The 18855-nt window shown below is 39.7% G+C and carries 15 protein-coding genes; 7 read left to right on the top strand and 8 right to left on the bottom strand.

From position 1 onward, the window contains the following. Positions 1 to 8: 8 nt before the first annotated feature. The 7 genes from HNP38_RS12990 to HNP38_RS12960 all read left to right on the top strand — a co-directional run bounded on the left by HNP38_RS12990 (position 9) and on the right by HNP38_RS12960 (position 8678). Positions 9 to 2918 carry an NHLP bacteriocin export ABC transporter permease/ATPase subunit gene (locus tag HNP38_RS12990; RefSeq protein WP_184190193.1) on the top strand — a complete coding sequence of 970 codons (2910 nt, stop codon included), beginning with the start codon at positions 9 to 11 and terminating at the stop codon, positions 2916 to 2918. 1 nt (position 2919) lies between these two features. Next, positions 2920 to 4053 (top strand): DUF7005 family protein, encoded by a 1134-nt coding sequence (locus tag HNP38_RS12985; RefSeq protein ID WP_184190191.1) that lies wholly within the window; start codon positions 2920 to 2922, stop codon positions 4051 to 4053. Positions 4054 to 4309: 256 nt separating this feature from the next. Continuing rightward, the gene (gene mutL / locus HNP38_RS12980; RefSeq protein WP_184190189.1) at positions 4310 to 6088 is read left to right on the top strand and encodes a DNA mismatch repair endonuclease MutL; all 1779 of its coding nucleotides are present in this window, start codon (positions 4310 to 4312) and stop codon (positions 6086 to 6088) included. A 5-nt stretch (positions 6089 to 6093) separates the two neighbouring features. Continuing rightward, positions 6094 to 6861: a rhomboid family intramembrane serine protease gene (locus HNP38_RS12975; protein WP_184190187.1), complete on the top strand. Its 768-nt coding sequence runs from the start codon at positions 6094 to 6096 to the stop codon at positions 6859 to 6861. Positions 6862 to 6868: 7 nt separating this feature from the next. After that, complete coding sequence (locus HNP38_RS12970) at positions 6869 to 7861, top strand: endonuclease/exonuclease/phosphatase family protein (protein WP_184190185.1); 993 nt, start codon at positions 6869 to 6871, stop codon at positions 7859 to 7861. Positions 7862 to 7921: 60 nt separating this feature from the next. Next, entirely contained in the window at positions 7922 to 8278 is a 357-nt protein-coding gene (locus HNP38_RS12965; RefSeq protein WP_184190183.1) for a hypothetical protein, read from the top strand. Positions 8279 to 8306: 28 nt separating this feature from the next. Beyond that, entirely contained in the window at positions 8307 to 8678 is a 372-nt protein-coding gene (locus HNP38_RS12960; RefSeq protein WP_184190181.1) for a YtxH domain-containing protein, read from the top strand. A 29-nt stretch (positions 8679 to 8707) separates the two neighbouring features. Here the strand turns inward: HNP38_RS12960 and HNP38_RS12955 are convergent, their stop codons facing one another. The 8 genes from HNP38_RS12955 to murG all read right to left on the bottom strand — a co-directional run bounded on the left by HNP38_RS12955 (position 8708) and on the right by murG (position 18796). Continuing rightward, the gene (locus HNP38_RS12955) at positions 8708 to 10222 is read right to left on the bottom strand and encodes a GH3 auxin-responsive promoter family protein (RefSeq protein WP_184190179.1); all 1515 of its coding nucleotides are present in this window, start codon (positions 10220 to 10222) and stop codon (positions 8708 to 8710) included. Positions 10223 to 10328: 106 nt separating this feature from the next. Beyond that, positions 10329 to 10739, bottom strand: coding sequence for a BrxA/BrxB family bacilliredoxin (locus tag HNP38_RS12950; protein WP_184190177.1), 411 nt, complete (start codon positions 10737 to 10739; stop codon positions 10329 to 10331). 435 nt (positions 10740 to 11174) lie between these two features. After that, positions 11175 to 11621 carry a GatB/YqeY domain-containing protein gene (locus HNP38_RS12945; RefSeq protein ID WP_184190175.1) on the bottom strand — a complete coding sequence of 149 codons (447 nt, stop codon included), beginning with the start codon at positions 11619 to 11621 and terminating at the stop codon, positions 11175 to 11177. A gap of 97 nt (positions 11622 to 11718) precedes the next feature. Then, complete coding sequence (gene ftsZ, locus HNP38_RS12940; RefSeq protein ID WP_184190173.1) at positions 11719 to 13638, bottom strand: cell division protein FtsZ; 1920 nt, start codon at positions 13636 to 13638, stop codon at positions 11719 to 11721. 80 nt (positions 13639 to 13718) lie between these two features. Then, positions 13719 to 15101 (bottom strand): cell division protein FtsA, encoded by a 1383-nt coding sequence (gene ftsA, locus HNP38_RS12935; protein ID WP_184190171.1) that lies wholly within the window; start codon positions 15099 to 15101, stop codon positions 13719 to 13721. Between the two features lie 81 nt (positions 15102 to 15182). Beyond that, positions 15183 to 16178, bottom strand: a complete 996-nt coding sequence (locus tag HNP38_RS12930) for a cell division protein FtsQ/DivIB (RefSeq protein ID WP_184190169.1) — start codon at positions 16176 to 16178, stop codon at positions 15183 to 15185. A gap of 85 nt (positions 16179 to 16263) precedes the next feature. Further along, the gene (gene murC, locus HNP38_RS12925) at positions 16264 to 17634 is read right to left on the bottom strand and encodes a UDP-N-acetylmuramate--L-alanine ligase (RefSeq protein ID WP_184190167.1); all 1371 of its coding nucleotides are present in this window, start codon (positions 17632 to 17634) and stop codon (positions 16264 to 16266) included. Between the two features lie 58 nt (positions 17635 to 17692). Beyond that, a complete protein-coding gene (gene murG / locus HNP38_RS12920) occupies positions 17693 to 18796 on the bottom strand; it encodes an undecaprenyldiphospho-muramoylpentapeptide beta-N-acetylglucosaminyltransferase (protein ID WP_184190165.1) in 1104 nt (367 codons plus the stop codon). Positions 18797 to 18855 lie beyond the last annotated feature (59 nt).

Genomic DNA, 18855 nt, shown 5'->3' with positions numbered 1-18855 from the left:
TTAATCCTATGTCTGCAAAAGAAAAAATATATATCGGAGTCGAAAACCCTTTTACTCTGAATGATACAGATAAATTTTGGATGGTGCTTTCGGGGGAAGTCAATGTTTTCTATACGAAAGTGGATGAAAACGGAGAATATTTAAACCCTCTGAAGCATTTCTATACCGTTCAAAAAGGAGAAATATTATTTAGCTTATTAACTAAGGAGCACACAGACAATACAAGACTCATTGCTTTTTCAAACCAGGCTGTACTATTGGCCATTGATAAAAGCGAAGTTTTTGAAATAGACCAGTTCTTTTTAAAGAATATGGTCAATAAATGGATATTAAAGACCACTTCAGTCATCAATACAGGCAACAGTCCGAGAGTTTATAAGGCGCTGGATGATTTTGAAGTGATAACTTTAGAAAAAAATACTGTTGCTTTCCCCTCAAACGGGATCAACTGGATCCAGCTTCTTAAAGGGGAAATCAATGTGTTTTCTGAAAATACACCTGTCAGTTTTGAAGAATATCCCGGTTTTCATGTTCCGGTATCCAATAAATTATGGATAAAATCAGTAACTGGTGATACGGAAGTTAAAGTATTAAGTACCAGAGAAGCATTACAGGATGAGATCTATTTTTTGCACTCTTTGCATAAGTTGGAAGGCTATTTCTATTCACAGCTTAATACGATCATAGAAACCCAAAAATCAGATGAGAGCAATTATTTTCAGGAGAAGCTGGTAAATGAAGAAGAAGGGCTGAAGAATACCCTGGATAAGATAAAATCTATCGTAGCCGGGAATGAAGGAAGTTCCCATACTGTTCCGGTTCAAAGATCAAACGGGCGGAATATTCTTTTTTCGACATGTCAGTTAATAGGGGACCAGATCGGATTTAAGCTGGAGATCCCTAAGCATATGGAGTCTTATCAGAACAGTATGACCAATCAGCTGTATGCCATAGCCAAAAGTTCCAATATCAGGATCCGCAAGATCATCCTGAGAGGGGTATGGTGGAAAGAAGAAAACGGTCCTCTGTTAGCATTTACCAAAAAAGACAAAACCCCTGTTGCCCTGCTTCAAAAAAATTCAGACAGCTATATTTTAAAAGACCTCTCAACAGGGGAGGAGACAGATGTCAATAATGAAGTTGCCGATACTCTGGAGCCGATAGGGTATATGTTTTTTTCAGGATTTGACGGTAAAATGAGCTCCATAAAAAAAGTGGCGGGTTTTGCCCTGAAAGGAGTTAAAAAAGATGCAAAAGTATTGGCACTGGCAGCATTGGCAGGTAGCTTGATCGGTCTGCTTGTTCCTATATTATCCGGGAAAATGTATGATGACGTTATCCCGACAGCAGACAGATCCTTACACGTGGAGGTTTTCATGATTCTGATCATGATAGGACTGGTTACTGCAGGATTGCAGCTGGCTCAGGGTGTATTGCAGTTAAGGGTTGAAACAAAATCCAGCATTAATTTACAGGCGGGAGTAATGGATCATATGCTCAGACTTCCGGTAACATTCTATAAAAGATTTACGGCAGGAGACCTTACCAACAGGGTGTTGAGTATCAACGCGATACGACAGATAGTTTCAAGTACTCTAATGACAGCCGTATTGAGCGGGGCTTTTTCTTTCGTGAATTTAATACTTCTTTTTTATTATGACTCCAAACTGGCTTGGGTAGGAGTAGCTCTAGGGGTGATTGCGGCTGTTTTTATGATCAGCATGGGATGGCTTAAATTAAAGCATGATAGAAAAGTATCTGAATATCAGGGTGAAATACAGGGCTTTCTTTTCGAATTCCTGTCAGGCATTACCAAAATAAGAGTAACAGGCGGAGAAAGAAGAGTTTTTACCCTTTGGGCGGATAAATTTTCAAAGCTGAAAAAACTGGGCTTTAGTTCAGGAAGCTATCAGAACTTTGTAGAAACATTTAATGCTTCTTATCCTTTGCTTACAAGCATCTTCTTCTTTTCTTTCCTATATTATACGGTACTTCATTCAGATGCGGCAACCAGCATGCTGACAGTGGGAGCATTTATGGCATTCATTACGGCATTTAACCGGTTTTTAAGTGACAGCTTAAGATTAAGCATGGCTCTGATCACCTCTCTTAATGTAATTTCTCTTTATGAAAGAGTAAAACCCATCCTGGAAGAAGAAACGGAATCTGCAGAACAAAGTGTAGACCCGGGTGAGCTGGCAGGAGATATTGAAATGAATTCGGTTTCCTTCAGATACAATGAAGACCTGCCTTTAGTGCTGAATAATGTTACCTTTAAAATCAAGCCGGGAGAGATGGTTGCCTTTGTAGGAGCCTCAGGTTCAGGAAAATCTACCATTATGAGACTTCTTTTAGGGTTTGAACAGGCGGAAGCCGGATCAATATATTATGATGGGGACTCGTATGACTCTATGAATAAAGAGCTGGTAAGGAGACAGATTGGGGTGGTTCTACAGAATGGAGCACTGATGTCCGGAAGTATCTATCAGAATATTGTAGGGAATTCAGAGCTTACCCTGGATGAAGCCTGGGAAGCTGCCCGTATGGCGGGTATGGAAGAAGATATCAAGCAGATGCCTATGGAAATGCATACCGTGGTAAGTGAAGGAGCAGGAACTTTTTCGGGTGGACAGAGACAGCGTCTTATGATCGCAAGAGCCATAGTGCACAAACCAAGACTCCTCTTTATGGATGAGGCTACCAGCGCATTGGACAACAGGACGCAGAATATTGTTTCCGAAAGTTTGGATAAGCTTCAGGCTACCCGTATTATTATCGCCCACCGGTTAAGCACCATTAAAAATGCCGACCGCATCTATGTGATGGATAAAGGGACCATTGTGGAAACCGGTACCTATGATGAGCTTATGGAAAAAGAAGGCTTATTCTCACAACTTGCCAAACGCCAGATCGCATAGTATGATACCTGATATTTCATATGTAAGGCCTGAAAAAAAAGAACAGGATTTTTCGGAGAAGCTGAATGAGTATTTTCAGAATAAATTCTGTTCGCAGGAAAAAAAGCAGGAAACATCTTTTCCGGAGGAGTCATATATTAGCTCATGGGAAAAATATTGTGAAAGAGCTATGGAAGAGGGAGCCCTATCTATATTGAGAAGCTGCTATCCCCAATTCCATTTCCCTATAGAAGAAGGGGTTGACAAAACCCAGGTGTACGCTGAAGCGGTCTTAAAAGGAAAAACAGACCACCTGAATATCAGTGATCCTCTGAATCTTAACGATCCGGACGGTCTAAAGATAAAAATACACGAAAGTATTGCCGGCAAGATTCCGGTTCTCGTCATACCGGATGCGGAGGATTTTATAAAGATCATTCAATGTATTTTATACAAAAATAATCCCTTCCCGGTGCCCCTGTCTATGGGAGCGCTCCTGGCTAATGGGGTGAATAATTGGGACAGGATCCGTTCCCTTAAAAGAGAGTGGACAATACACAACCCTTTGGGAAACTGGAATCAGGAATTTTCAAAGAATATTTTGCCTGTGCATGGGTTATATAAGGATAAACTGGTCATATTAAGCACAAAGCCCTATAGTAATGTGCCTGCCCGTAGCCTGGGACTTGCGGATGAGGTCTGGGAATCCTATTCTTTTTCCATAAGGCTCGAACATGAGTGCGCTCATTTATATACCCTGAAAAGATATGGGCAGGCCTCCAACAATCTGCATGATGAACTTATAGCAGACTATATAGGAATAAGCAAAGCCGCAGGGAGTTATAGGAAAGAATGGATGCTGGCATTTATGGGACTGGAAGAGTATCCCAGGTACAGAAAAGGTGCCAGGCTGGAAAACTATATAGGGGATGTTGCTGTATCTTCTGAAAATTTTGAACAACTCATCGATATCATCAAAAACGCGATAGATAACATTGCAGAATTTGATGAGGTACTAGGAGTAATGAGCTCAGATAAAGACCAGATGTACAGAATGGATGCTTTGTGTGAAACCGATCTCCTGGAAATTGCATCACGGGGAGGTGCTGGCTTACTGATTGAGAAGTATAATGAGATTAAGGATATAAACTTCTGACCCCCGCCGCGCTTAATTCAAAATAATTTCTTATTATATATCTTTGTAATATACAAGTAAAAAATTCTTTTAAATCATTTCTATCTAAATCCATAAAAGCCATTTCTATCAATAAATAGAAAATCTATTCCTATTACAGAAACGTCTAAGTAAACGAAAGGCAAGCTATTTGCATAGAGATAAAAAAATCTTAATTAGGATATTATTATTTTTATTACCATTTTCATTACCTATTTTTGTATTTGATTTAACGTTTATGTCAGATATTATTCAGCTTTTACCGGATCATGTAGCAAACCAGATTGCCGCAGGTGAAGTGGTGCAGAGACCTGCTTCCATCGTGAAAGAACTTTTGGAGAACGCCATAGATGCAGATGCCTCAAAAATAGAGCTGATCGTAAGAGATGCCGGGAAAAACCTGATCCAGGTGGTGGATGACGGAAAAGGAATGTCTGAGACCGATGCAAGAATGTCATTTGAAAGACATGCCACTTCCAAGATCAGAGGCACGGACGATATCTTTAAAATTGTTACAAAAGGATTCCGGGGTGAAGCTTTAGCCTCCATTGCAGCTGTTTCCCAGGTAGAGCTGAGAACCAAGCAGAAAAATGCAGCCGTAGGAACCAATATCTATATTGAAGGCGGGGTTTTCCAGTTTCAGGATCCTGTCCAGACAGCGGACGGATCTAATTTTTTAGTAAAGAATCTTTTCTATAATGTTCCGGCAAGAAGGAAATTCCTTAAAAATAATAATGTTGAGTTCAGGCATGTGATCGATGAATTCCAGCGTGTGGCACTGGCCCACGAAAATCTGGAATTTTCCCTGTTCCATGATGATGAGCCTGTTTTCAGACTGAGAAAAGGAAGCCAGATGCAGCGTATTGTGGATATTTTCGGGAGAAAACTGCAGCCGCAGCTGATTCCCATAAAAGAAGATATCATCTGGTGTAAGCTTCACGGGTTTGTGGCCAAGCCTGAAGGCGCCAAAAAAACAAGAGGAGAGCAGTTCCTTTTTGTCAACGGGAGGTTTTTCAAAAGTCCGTATTTCAATAAAGCGGTTCAGGAAGCATTTGAAGGGCTTCTTCTTCCGGGGTATGTGCCGACCTTTTTTCTTTTTCTGGAACTTGATCCGGAAAAGATAGATGTCAATATTCATCCGCAGAAGACAGAGGTGAAATTCGAAGACGAGCATCTTATTTTTGCCCTGATCCGTTCTACGATCAAAAGATCCTTAGGGATCTATAATGTAGCGCCAAGCCTTGATTTTGAGAAAGATCCTCAGCTGGATCAGATCATGCATGCACCTTCCCCAAGCAAGGGAAACAGTGTGAGCATCAAAATGCCTGAAATTGTTGTTGATAGAGACTACAATCCGTTTTTACAGGAAAAAGAGGTAAAACAGGCGGAAATCCAGAATCTGGCAGAGATGTATCATCAGAATATCGCTGCGGAGCCATCAAAGATCAATCTGTTTGAAGATGAAGATTTTGATGAAGACCTGATGAGGCTTCCGAATGGCTATTGGCTTTTCAATAAAGGAGATATGACACTGATGCTTGATCTGGGAAGAATGCACCGCCTGGTGGTTTCTGAAAATGCCAAACCGTCAAAACAGGGAACAATAAGCAGCCATTCCCTTCTTTTCTCTCTGGAATACCATATGAATGAAGTGGAAAAGAACAAGTACCGGTCGATCAAAAAATATCTTCCTGAGCTTGGATTCGATATGAAGATTGCTCATGAAAATGTATTGAGGATAGATGCCGTGCCCGAAGGCCTGAAAGAAACCCAGGTCATGAAATTCCTGGAGGATCTGTTTGAGATCCTGGAATACAAAACGGAAGAAGAGTTTCTGCAGTATTACCAGACTCAGTGGAATAAAATGCAGTCCAAGTCCCGGTTCGATTTTATTTATAAAAAGGATGCAGAACAGCTGATCAAAGATTTTACTGCTTTGGGGTTCCCGGAATTTTTACCAAACGGGAAAAGATGCTTCTATGAAATTCCTTTCAATGATTTTAAAAATAAATTTTAAAAAAGATGTTTGACAATATACCGCCAATTACGAGAAATATTATCCTCATCAATATTGTTGTGTATGTGGTGTCGAATTTCTTTTTGTACGTACTTTCTAATCCCGAGCTTTATATCGTTCTTTCCGGTTATTATCCTTTTTCTCCATTGTTCCACTCATGGCAGGTGATCACCCATATGTTTATGCATGCTGAAATTGGGGCCGGGATAGGGATCATGCATATCGTATTCAATATGTTCACCCTGTGGAGTTTTTCTTTTTTAGAAAGAATATTGGGAGGCAAAAGATTTCTGATCCTGTATTTTTTGAGCGGGATAGGTGCTTTTGTATTGTTTAATGCCTGGGAATTCATTCGCATTCAGCAGATCGCTTTTGAATTACAGAATACTTACGGACTAAATATTTATGATTATTTCTCAGGGGCAGATCCGAATATAAAAGGAGCCCCGGAATCTATTGATGCCCAGCTGGGTTTGATAAATGATATAAAAGGGGTTATCCTTACTCGTTTAGTAGGAGCTTCAGGGGCTATTTTTGGAGTGGTGGCTGCTTTTGCAACCCTATTTCCTAATGAAAGGCTTATTTTTATGTTTATTCCTTACCCCATTAAGGCTAAATATTTATTAGTAATTACTGTTGTGGTTTCCGTTTATCTTGGAGTTAACGGAAGTATAGGGGGAATTGCCCATTTCGCCCACGTAGGCGGAGCTTTGGTGGGCTATATACTGGCGAGGATATGGAGAAAGCATCTTAACAGGTTTCAGCAGCAATAGGATAAGGATGAAATTGCTGCGGACTATATTGCTGATCACCCATATTATGGTACTGTTCCTTTTATTGGGAATATTCATGAATGCTTATGTCCCGCCAAAAATATTTCCCTGGTTTAACCTGCTGTCTTTAGGATTTCCCGTATTAATGATCCTGTACCTTTTCCTGTCTGTTTTCTGGGTAGCCAGCTGGAAGAAAAGAGCTATTGTATTTATTTTAGTGGGTATGATCTTTCTCAATCCTGTAAAAAGATGGATCAATTATAATTCTGATCCCAAAGAAAATTTTGATATTAAAATTGTTTCCCTCAATGTAAAAGCAGGTTCAAAAGGGATCAGCCATATTGAAGAATATATTAACAGCCTGGATGCGGATATTGTTCTGCTGCAGGAATACAGCAGGAAAGAATTTCAGTTTGAAAAGCTGAACAACACAAAATCCGATGCCATCAATGCTATTTTCACCCGGTATAAGATCATTGACCAGAAAGAACTGATTAAAAGTGATTTTGAAACCAACAATGCATACGCCTCCCAGACGGACATTGAAATAAAAGGAAAAACCTACCGCTTCATCAACGTATATCTGCAGCCATTCAAATTTGAAAAAAGTATGGTCAGGCTGAACAGCAGCAATGAAGAAAATGAGCAGAAACTAAAAGATGTCGTCAAAAGGCTTATTCCTACCTTTAAGAAACATCAGGAACAGGTGAAAGCAGTCCGGAAGGGGATCGATAGCTCGCCTTACCCGGTGATACTCGCCGGAGATCTGAATTCCGTTCCCAATTCTTATGAATACTATCAGTTATCTGAAGGGCTGAAAGATGCTTTTGTTGAGGTGGGAAAAGGAAGCGCAACAAGTTTTCATGATTATAAATTTCCTTTAAGGATAGATTATATTTTTGCATCAGAATCAATACAGCCGGTGAGTTATAAGGTTGACAGGTCTGTGGGCCTTTCTGATCATTACCCCGTGATTGCGACTTTTAAGATAAAAAACTAATGTTCATAAAATTATCAGACCATTATCCGGAGATTGCGGAAATTCTGTTAAATTAGTCCCATGAAAAATGGATTATTTGGAGGCTTTATTTTCTCATTCCTATTGATGACCGCCTGTTCTAAAAAAGAAACGGCAAATGCGGATATAGTCCAGGATTTGAAAGCACATTATGACACGGCAGCTATTGATTCTTTTTCTGCCGGAGCTACCTCTATTGATGTAGTGAGGCAGATCAGGATGTCTTCCCAAAAGTATCAGGATTCTTTGAAAGAAGCGGCAAGGCTTGAACAGGAAGAAAAACGTATAAAGGAAGAGCTGGAAAAAGAAAATAAAAAGAAACAGGAGGAAGAGAAGAAAAAACCGGAAGAAAAAAAGACAACGGAATCTTCAACGCCGGATAATATAAAAACCGAATAGTTCGTTATATAATTGAAAAACAACCAATATGAAAAAACACATTTTAGCCATAGTAATGGTTTCAGCTGTCGCAGCATCATGCACCAAAACAACAAAGACAGAAAAAGTGGAAAACCCGGACGGATCGGTTACCACGACTACTACAACAGTGTCGCATCCGGATATCGTAGATACATCCAAGATCAGTAAAGCGAAAGAAGATGTAAAAGCAAAGGTGGATGAAGCGGGGGATAAAATAGACAATGCTGCTCAGAAGACGAAGCAAGATCTTAACAAGGCAGGAAAGGACATCAAAGCCGAGGCTAAGGAAGTTGGAAAAGATATCAAAGACGCAGCAGCTAAAGGAGCTGAAAAAGTGGAAGAAGGTGCAAAAAAATTAAAAGAAGATTTAAAGAAATAAAAAAGAAACCGCAGACTGCTGCGGTTTCTTTATTTGTTCATTTCTAACAAGGGATTTATATATTCCCGGTCATTACTCAGCCTTGGGACCTTATTCTGCCCGCCGAGCTTTCCTTTGGATTCCAGCCAGTGATAAAAAAGATCAGGTTTTGCAATATGTACAACAGGCCTTTTTAAGGTCATATTATTGTATCGTTTGGCCTCATAATCTGAGTTTACGGCTTTCAGGTTTTCATCAAATGCGCTTATGAAATGTTCCATATCATCAGGCATTTTACTGAACTCGAAGATCCATTCGTGGGCTCCGCCCTCATTTTCCTTCATAAAGACGGGGGCTCCGGTAAAATCTGTAACGGAAGCTCCTGTAACTTCGCAGGCTTTTGAAAGGGCCGATTCTACATTGGTGATCATCAATTCTTCACCAAAGGCGTTGATGTAGTGCCTTGTTCTTCCGGAGATCTTTACCCTGAACGGATCGGTAGAAGTAAATACAACCGTATCCCCGATCAGGTATCTCCACAATCCGCCATTGGTCGTGATGAGCATTGCATAGTTTTTGCCGATCTCCACATCTTCAATGCTAACCACTTTCGGGTTTGAAAAATGAAACTGATCCATGGGGATGAATTCGTAGAAAATACCGTAATCAAGCATCAGAAGCATCTCATCACTGTTCGATCTGTCCTGTATCCCGAAAAAGCCTTCGGAGGCATTATAAATTTCATAATAATTGATGTTCTTCCCGATGATCTGTCTGTATTGCTCCCGATAAGGCTTAAAGCTGATCCCGCCATGGAAGAAGACCTCCAGGTTGGGCCAGAGTTCTGAAATATTTTTAACGTCGGTTTCTTGTAATACCCTCTGCAAAAGAACCATCATCCAGCTTGGAACACCCAAAATGCTTCCTACATCTTCATTCTTAACTTCAGATATGATAGCTTTCAGCTTGCTTTCCCATTCGGACATGAGGGAGACTTTTTTGCTCGGAGTGGTGGTAATTTCCACCCAGAAAGGGAGATTATCAATTAAAATAGCAGATAGATCGCCAAATTTTGTATTAAAATCGGCATAGAGTTCCGAACTTCCCCCCAAGCGTAAGTTCTTATTAGTGAAAAGCTGGTTTTCAGGGTGATTGTTGGCATAGATGGAAACCATATCTTTTCCGGCTTTCATGTGGCAGTATTCCAGGCTTTCCGCAGAAATGGGAATGAATTTGCTTTTGGCATTTGTAGTTCCGGAAGATTTGGCAAAATGCTTGATGTAGCCGGGCCAGCTTACGTCTTTTTGCCCCTGTCTTGCCTTTTCAATATAAGGTTCGAAATCTTCATAGGTAACAATGGGAACCTTATTTTTAAAGTCCTGATAGCTGGAAATGGAACTGAAGCCGTATTTCTTGCCGTACTCAGTATCTTCAGCGTGAAACAACTGGGAAAACAGGATGCCTTTCTGTGTTTCTACAGGATGGTTCATGAAGTTCTGTATCTGATCTATCCGCTGGCGGATAAACCAATTGACCACAGTATTGAAAAGTGCTTTCGTTGCCATTTTCAAATATAATGATATTTGGCTTTTTAGAGAATATTTAACAGAATTAAATAAAAAAACCGTTACGAAATTTGTAACGGTTTATGAATAAGATATAATTTGTTTCTTAGCAGTATTCATCATAAGCAGCCTGAAGGTTGGCCGCAATGGCTCCTGCAGGATTTCCTTCAATGTGATGTCTTTCCAGCATATGAACCAGTTCTCCGTCTTTAAAAAGTGCTACGCAAGGAGAGCTTGGAGGAAATGGTGCCAGGTGTTTTCTTGCTTCTGCAACCGCTTCTGTATCATATCCTGCAAAAACAGTGGTTAAATGATCAGGTTTTTTATCTCCGGTCAAAGAATAGACAACTCCCGGCCTTGCTGCTCCCGCTGCACATCCGCAAACGGAATTGATCACTAAAAGGGTTGTCCCTGATTGTTTTAAAGCTTCTTCCACCTGAGCGGGTGTTGCTAAATCTTCGAAGCCTTTATCTGTAAGTTCAGCCTTCATAGGCATTACTAAATCTGTTGGATACATTTTTTGTTTTTTTAAATCCTTACAAAGTTAAACAATTATTTATTTTCCTTCAATATATAAAAACTATCAGCCTCATATTGGAAATAAAAGAACAAAGATATTTGAATGATAATATTATATGCATAATTAAATTATGTTTAAAATTAAATAATAAATATTCGTAAATTTTTATTAAATTTGAAAAGGTTCTAAAAGAAACAAATAACCATGAAAAAAGGCTATCCCAAGTTTCCCTCATTTCAATAGAGAATTTAAACATTCTGTCTTTATCAGAATTTTAAGGATGAAAAAATGAAGCCCGGAACAATCGTTCCGGGCTTCTTTAATCAAATCGATATGCAAAGGTTGAATATCCGTGTGGAGTAGTTTGTAGTTGAGAGTTTATAGTTGAGAGTAATGTCCCCGGCAACTGTTGACTATCAACGGTTAACTTACTTAAGAAAGCAGTTTTTTAGCCATTTCGGAAATGCTCTTTCCGTCTGACTTTCCTGCTAATGCTTTTGAGGCTGATCCCATTACCTTTCCTAAATCTTTCATAGATTCGGCACCGGTTTCTGAAATGATCTTTTTCATTTCTGCTTCCAGCTCTTCCAGAGTAAGCTGTTTTGGAAGAAATTGCTCGATCACTTTCATCTGGGCTTCTTCCACTTCTGCAAGATCCTGCCTGCCCTGAGCGGTAAATTGCTCATGAGAGTCTTTACGCTGCTTGATCATTCTCTGCAGGATGGCAATTTCCTGTTCTGTGGAAACTTCTGCACCTTTGGCCTCTGTTTTTAGCAGCAGGATTTGGGATTTCACAGCACGAAGAGAGTCCAGAGCAACTCTGTCTTTCTCTTTCATGGCTGTTTTTATAGCTTCGTTTATTGTATTTTCTAAGCTCATTTTAATTAATTTAACAATGTAAAAGTGTACCAATGCACCAATAATTATGAATGCACAGAATTGTTACATTACCAGATTGATACATTGTTATATTATTTTAGTCAACATCCTTATTTAAAAATCTGTTTTCCCTAACCTGCATAGAGCCGTTGTTCTCGGATAGATAGGTATTGATATTCTGATCCGAAGCGTTGGTCCCGTCAATAGAGATGTTCTTTCTTTTGAATGCAGGAATGGATTCAAATTCATTCACATTATCAAAACTCTGATAACGGGAATTGAATTCTTTTAATTTGTTTCTTCTTTCTACTACCCTGTCCTGATCAACGGCTTTATCCACAAAAGTGAACTCGCTTCCTGCCGGTTTTGGAGCTTCTGTTTCCGTTTTATTCTCGAAAACGGGCTTTTCTTCAGCTTTCGGCTCTTCTTCTTTTACTGGAAAAAAGCTTTCTGTTTTCTGAACAGGCTCTTCGCTGGTTTGAGCTACAGGCTCAGCCTTAAATTCTTCTTTAGGCTGCCCAAAATCAGCTTTTTGCTCATTGATAGGCTCGTTAACAAAGAAGCTGAACTCGATCGGCTTTCCTTCTTCGTGAGAGCTGGTGAAGGTGTTTGATCCCGGTTCCTGTTTCTTTTCTTCTGTTTCAAATGAAAAGGACTGGATCTCCAGATCACCGGATTCTTCTGCTTCTTCATCATAAGAGAATAAATTGAAGGCTTCCTGCTGAGGTTCTTCTTCGTTTCTCCAGCTCTGAACAGGGTTGTCAAGCGTATCTTCCTCTCTATCAAAGAATTTTATTTCCGTTTTAACGTCTTCTTCTTCAACAATCATTTTTTTTTCAGTGGACGTTACCTTAAACTGTGGGGTCTCCTGGTCTTCGTCATCTAATCTGAAAAGTTTTTTGCCTCCGAAGTCATGGCCCTGTTCAGAGACAACTTCTCTTTCTTCCTTTGTTTTGAATGGTGATGCTTTGGGTGCGTCAAAAGCATCATTCAAGCCAATCCTGATCTTTTCCGTAGGACCGGAGAATTTCTGATTATCATTGGAAAATCCTGTTGCGATAACCAACACGCTTACTGCATCCCCCAATTCATCGTCTGCACCTACCCCGAAAATGATATCTGCAGTATTTCCTGCTTCTTTCTGAATGTGGTCCATGATGATGCCGATCTCGTCCATTGTTACTTCTTCCGCACCGCTTCTGATCAGTAATAGTACGTTTTTGGCGCCGGTGATCTTATTGTCATTCAATAATGGGGAGTCTAAAGCTTTTTTAACGGCTTCTTCCGCTTTATTTTCACCTGAGGCAGTACCCGTAGACATAAGAGCCGTACCGGAATTCTGAAGCACAGATTTAGCATCTCTGAAGTCAATGTTTACATCAAAGTAACCTGTAATAACTTCCGCCATTCCTTTTGCAGCATTCGTTAAAACTTCATCGGCTTTTGAGAACCCTTGCTTGAATCCAAGGTTTCCGAACTGCTGTCTCAGCTTATCGTTATTGATCACGATTAAAGAGTCAACATTATTTCTTAGTTTTTCGAGACCATTTTCAGCCTGTTCCAGTCTTCTTTTTCCTTCAAAGCTGAAAGGAACGGTAACGATACCTACTGTCAGGATTCCCATGTCTTTGGCTACTTTGGCAATAACAGGGGCTGCACCTGTTCCGGTTCCACCGCCCATTCCGGCTGTGATGAAAACCATCTTGGTATTCTGACCCATGGCAGCCTTGATCTCTTCGATGCTTTCGATAGCTGACTTTTCTCCTACTTCAGGGTCTGCACCTGCTCCAAGCCCTTCGGTGATGGTAGTGCCTAACTGAACTTTATTTGAAACCGGGTTGTTGTCCAGGGTCTGGGCATCTGTATTACAAATCACGAAATCAACACCGTGAATCCCTTTTTCGTACATGTGCTTCAGGGCGTTATTACCACCGCCGCCAACACCGATTACTTTTATGATCGATGAATTTCCTTTTGGTAAATCAAACGAAAATCCCTGTGTTCCTATATTTTCCATAATTATAATTTTTATAATTGATCATTGATTCATGATAGCTGACAAATCATTTATCGCGTATCATTCATCATTTATATTTTTTATTCTACTTCTTCAAAGAATTTTTTAACTTTTTCCATAAGCGACTGACCAAAAGTTAATTTTGCCGCTTTTTTGCTGTCCTGAGCCTCACTCACGATTTCCTGTTCCTGAACCGGTGTCTGCTGAACAATGGTACTGGCTTCAACGGATATCGCTGCTGATTCCGCATGAGGCTTTTCCTGAGTAGGTTGCTCTTCCTCTATGGCAAATTGTTTTTTATCGCGGATCTTCAAACTTTCCATTAATAGTCCAATGGAAGTTGCATATTCAGGACCTTTCAGGTATTGGTTTTTGTCATTGGCAATGTATTCGTTTGCAAAACCAATTCTGCTGTCGAAACCGGTTGTATAATTTGCTAGCTGACGAAGGTGTTTCAGGTTGGATCCACCGCCTGTGAGAACAATTCCTGCAATGAGTTTTTTCTTTTGCTCGAAGGCGCCATAAGCTTTTAGCTCTGTATTGACCATTTCCAGGATTTCCTCTACTCTTGCATTAACGATCTGCGCCAATGTTTTAAGGGAAATCTCCTTATCCGGCCTTCCGTGAAGCCCCGGAATGGTAACGAATGTGCTGTCTTTTTCCAGTTCAGGAACGGCTGAACCGAATTTCACTTTCAGTTGTTCGGCATGCTTTTCAATGATTGAACAGCCTTCTTTGATATCTTCTGTAATGATTCCTCCACCATAAGGGATCACGCAGGTATGACGGATGATATTGTCTTTGAAAATAGCAATATCCGTAGTACCGCCACCAATATCTACGATGGCGACACCTGCTTCTTTTTCTTCTTTGGTAAGAACAGCTTCGGAAGATGCTAAAGGTTCCAATGTAAGGGCTTCCATTTCCAATCCGGCTTCTCTTACACATCTTGCAATATTCCGGATGCTTCCCATTTGTCCTACTACAACGTGGAAGTTGGCTTCTAAACGTTTTCCGTGCATGCCGACAGGTTCCTGGATTTCTCCTTCGGAGTCCACTTTATATTCCTGAGGAAGCACGTGGATAATTTCTTCTCCGGGAAGCATGACCAGCTTTTTTACCTGGTCTTTTAATGCTTCAATATCATCATCTGTGATAAATTTGTCCGGGTTTTCACGCATAATATAATCCGAGTGCTGCAGGGAACGGATATGTTTGCCTGCAATTCCCACCGTTACCTTACGGATAGGAACTCCTGCGCTGGACTGTGCTTCAGCTACAGCAGCTTTGATTGAATTAATGGTCTGTGAAATGTTATTCACAATCCCTTTGTGAACCCCAAGACTTTTGGCCTTTCCTACACCGAGAACTTCTATTTTCCCGTGTGCATTCCTCCTTCCGACAATCGCGACAATCTTTGTTGTCCCGATGTCCAGACCTACTGAATACTCTTGATTTTCCATTGTGTATATCGATTTGATTTTTTATTCTTTTTTATAGGATTTGCATCCTATTCTATATTAGATTGTCCCCTTGGGACTCTTTTATTCTATTTTAACTTTTGCTTTTGTTTTGGGTTTTGCTGCTGCCGGTTTTTTCTCTACTGCTTTTTTCTTTTCCTTTGGTTTGGCTGTTGTTTTTGGTTTGGCTTTGGTGCTTTCTTTCGGTTTTGAGGCAGAAGAGCTTTGTTTTTTAATTTCTTTTTTTTCCTCCGCCGGCTTTGGCTTTGTTTCTGTTTTTTTAGCGGTTGCCGAAACCGGAACGCTGGCTGCCAGTTCTTTATGCCCGGCTTTTAGAACACTGTCATTTTCTTTAAAATAAGGATTTAAAGTTGTGACAATCTGGTTCTGGTATTTCACGGAAACCATGCTGTATTTCTGAGGATCCTGAAAGACCAGAAACTTCTCCACAAATTCTTTAAAACCTTTTACTTTAAATTCAATCTGATCCAGATCTCCGATCTCTACTTTATAGTTCCCTTTGCTGGTGAGAAGATTGTAATCATCTTTATCTTTTGAGATACCGATGAAATATTTTTTGCTGAAATCATCTTTGTCAATCTTTTTTACCAATTCGGCCAGCTTTTTATATTCTGAAGGCTTCACATCTCCGGTTACCAGCATGCATGTATGGGAATAGGTTTTTGAAATCGGGAATTCTGCTCCTTTTTCATCTACATAGAAATCTTTTCCGTTTTTATTTAATCTGAAAACCGGAACTCTCTGTTTGATATCAAGGTTGAGCTTTCCGTTCAGGTTTAAATACACATTGGCACTGTCAACAGCCGGAAGGGCGTTGATCTTCTTTTCCAGTGCCGGAATATTGAGTTCTCCGATCTTTCCGGACAGATTTTGTTTTTTTACAATTTCCCGGATGTCTTTTTCATCAATGAAATATACCGGAGTTTTTTCATTCATTTTTACAGAAATCTTATTATCCGTGATCTTCTGCCCACTGAATCTCTTCAATGAGAAACTCAACAGGAATCCGAGAATGATCACCGTGATAGCAATTTTTAATATTCTGTATTTATTTTTCATATTTTTTTGTACAATGCAAAAAGTACAGTGTACTTATGTATTTTTATTTATTTTCTAAATTCGCTGGTTTTGTACATCATACTTTTTACGTTGTACTTTGTACAGATTTTAACCATTCTACAATAGGGTCATATAATGTATCTATATTCCCTGCACCTACTGTGAGCAGAATGTCAAATTCTTTTTCTTTTATTTTTTCAAAGGCATCTGACAAGATAACTCCCTCTTTCTTGTCTAAAGTGACTTTTTCCAGCAGCCAGTCTGAGGTAATTCCTTCAAAGTTTTCCTGAAGTTCTCTTGCTGGATAAATATCCAGTAAGATCAATTCATCGCTTTTGCTCAGACTTTCTGCGAAGCCATCTGCAAAGTCCCTTGTCCTGCTGAACAAATGCGGCTGAAATACCACCAAAAGTTTCTTATCCGGGTAAAATGTTTTTATGGAGCCCATCACTGCATTGATTTCTGTAGGGTGATGTGCGTAATCATCAATGTATATTTTACCACTTTTATAGATATGCTTGGTATATCTTCTTTTGATCCCTTTGAAATTGGCAATTGCTTTTTTCAATGTTTCAAAGTCTACCCCTAAATTGTGAAGAATAGCCAAGGCAACTGTGGCATTTTCCACATTATGAATGCCGGGAATTTCCCAGACAAAATCTTTTACTGTTTCAGTGGGAGTATGGAAGTCAAAATAGATCTTATCATAATCCATCCGAAGGTTGTCAGAATAATAGTCTGCTTTTTCATTCACTGCATAGGTTCTGTGATCTCTTCCGATCTCAATACCTTTTCTGATGAATAATTGTCTGCTGTCCGGAACTAAAGCCGCAAATTGCTTAAACCCTTCTTCAATCTGATCTTTATCTCCATAAATATCCAGGTGGTCCGCATCGGTGGAGGTTACCACTGCCCAGTCAGGAGCAAGATTCAGGAAGCTTCTATCGTATTCATCCGCTTCCACTACGGAGTAGGTTGAACCGTTATACAAGAAGTTGGACCTGAAATTCTCAGAAATACCTCCCAAAAAACATGAGAAAGGTAAATCGGCTTCTTTGCATAGGTGAGAAACTAAGGTAGAAGTTGTTGTTTTACCGTGTGTTCCTGCAACGGCTATGCAATCTGTATTTTCAGTAATTAATCCAAGTACTTTTGCTCTTTTTAATACTTCGAAATTATTTTGGTGGAAATGATCTAAAATTCCTAGTACTTTGATAGCAGGAGTATAGATCACCAGTGTATTCTCTTTCTGAAGAGAGATTATCCTTTCATCGATGAGATCTTCAAAAACAATATCAATTCCCTCATTCATCAGTTCCTGAGTGAGTTTGGTGTTGGTCTTATCATAGCCCAGAACTTTTTTACCAGATGCATTGAAATAGCGTGCCAAAGCACTCATACCGATGCCTCCGATTCCAACGAAGTAAAAATTCTGATATGTTTCTAAATTGTTCATTTATTAAAAATTAAAAGATTAAAATGATTTAAAGATTAAAAATTAACTCATCATCAAATTATCCTATTATAACATTCATTATTTCATCTACAATTTCCTTGGCTGCATTTGGCTTGGCAAAGTATAGCAGATTCTTAGACATGTCTTTTCTTACATTTTCATTTTCACAGATCTCTTCCAGAGTATCCCAGAATTTGTCCTGCACTTCAGAGTCTTTCACCATTTTTGCGGCATTTTTTTCAACAAGCGTCATGGCGTTTTTGGTCTGATGGTCTTCTGCCGCAAAAGGGAAGGGAACCAGCAAAACCGGTTTTTGCGCTACCGCCAGCTCTGAAATGGCAATAGCTCCTGCTCTTGAAACAATGACATCGGCTGCAGAATAGGCCAGCTCCATTTCTTTGATGAATTCAAGAACCTGAATATTTCTGCTGTCTATGTCTTTTGTTTCTTCAAGGATATCTTTATAATCCAGCTTTCCGGTTTGCCAAATCAGCTGGTAATCTTTATCAATAATTTTGGTTAGGTTAGCCTTCCATGCATTATTTAATGTTCTTGAACCTAATGATCCGCCTACTGATAAAATGGTAAGCCTGTCTTTATTAAGGCCCATTTTTTCTTTTGCTCCAGAGGTTTCTTCCATCCCTGAAATAATAGTTGAACGGATAGGATTGCCTAGAAATTTTATTTTTTCATTAGGAAAACCTTCTACTTTCGGATAGGCTGTAAAAACGGCCTGCGCTTTTTTACTTAAGATTTTATTGGTTACTCCTGCGTGGGCATTCTGTTCCTGAATAAAGATCGGGATCCTTAATCTGCTGGCTTCATATAAAGCCGGGCCACTTGCAAAACCACCTGTTCCTACGGCAAAATCAGGAGCAAACTCTTTAATGATCTTTTTAGATCTTGATAAGCTTTTAAAGATCTTAAAAGGAAGGCTGAGATTGGATAAAAGGTTCCCTCTGTCTATTCCGGCGATATCTATGCCTTCAATTTTATAGCCTGCCTGCGGAACTTTTTCCATCTCCATTTTTCCGTTAGCACCAATGAACAAAAATTCAGTATCAGGAAATCTTTTTCTGATCTCATCTGCAATGGCGATGGCTGGGAAGATGTGACCTCCTGTTCCTCCGCCGGATAATAATACTTTTAATTTTTTGCTCATTTTTTTGTTTTATATCAATCTGACAGGATTGCATCCTGTTCTGTGTTAAGGCATCCCTT

It is taken from the genome of Chryseobacterium defluvii, assembly GCF_014204415.1.
Lineage (GTDB): Bacteria > Bacteroidota > Bacteroidia > Flavobacteriales > Weeksellaceae > Chryseobacterium > Chryseobacterium defluvii_A.
The sequence above is the reverse complement of the archived record's forward strand: the minus strand, read 5'-3'. Positions and strand labels throughout refer to the sequence as shown.

Bases quoted from the DNA above. Each gene is read 5' to 3' on its own strand.
- HNP38_RS12965 (WP_184190183.1), top strand. From the start codon at position 7,922: ATGAAAAATGGATTATTTGGAGGCTTTATTTTCTCATTCCTATTGATG.
- HNP38_RS12950 (WP_184190177.1), bottom strand. From the start codon at position 10,739: ATGTATCCAACAGATTTAGTAATGCCTATGAAGGCTGAACTTACAGAT.
- HNP38_RS12985 (WP_184190191.1), top strand. From the start codon at position 2,920: ATGATACCTGATATTTCATATGTAAGGCCTGAAAAAAAAGAACAGGAT.
- HNP38_RS12970 (WP_184190185.1), top strand. From the start codon at position 6,869: ATGAAATTGCTGCGGACTATATTGCTGATCACCCATATTATGGTACTG.
- mutL (WP_184190189.1), top strand. From the start codon at position 4,310: ATGTCAGATATTATTCAGCTTTTACCGGATCATGTAGCAAACCAGATT.
- ftsA (WP_184190171.1), bottom strand. From the start codon at position 15,101: ATGGAAAATCAAGAGTATTCAGTAGGTCTGGACATCGGGACAACAAAG.
- HNP38_RS12990 (WP_184190193.1), top strand. From the start codon at position 9: ATGTCTGCAAAAGAAAAAATATATATCGGAGTCGAAAACCCTTTTACT.
- HNP38_RS12960 (WP_184190181.1), top strand. From the start codon at position 8,307: ATGAAAAAACACATTTTAGCCATAGTAATGGTTTCAGCTGTCGCAGCA.
- HNP38_RS12945 (WP_184190175.1), bottom strand. From the start codon at position 11,621: ATGAGCTTAGAAAATACAATAAACGAAGCTATAAAAACAGCCATGAAA.
- HNP38_RS12930 (WP_184190169.1), bottom strand. From the start codon at position 16,178: ATGAAAAATAAATACAGAATATTAAAAATTGCTATCACGGTGATCATT.
- ftsZ (WP_184190173.1), bottom strand. From the start codon at position 13,638: ATGGAAAATATAGGAACACAGGGATTTTCGTTTGATTTACCAAAAGGA.
- HNP38_RS12975 (WP_184190187.1), top strand. From the start codon at position 6,094: ATGTTTGACAATATACCGCCAATTACGAGAAATATTATCCTCATCAAT.
- murC (WP_184190167.1), bottom strand. From the start codon at position 17,634: ATGAACAATTTAGAAACATATCAGAATTTTTACTTCGTTGGAATCGGA.
- murG (WP_184190165.1), bottom strand. From the start codon at position 18,796: ATGAGCAAAAAATTAAAAGTATTATTATCCGGCGGAGGAACAGGAGGT.
- HNP38_RS12955 (WP_184190179.1), bottom strand. From the start codon at position 10,222: ATGGCAACGAAAGCACTTTTCAATACTGTGGTCAATTGGTTTATCCGC.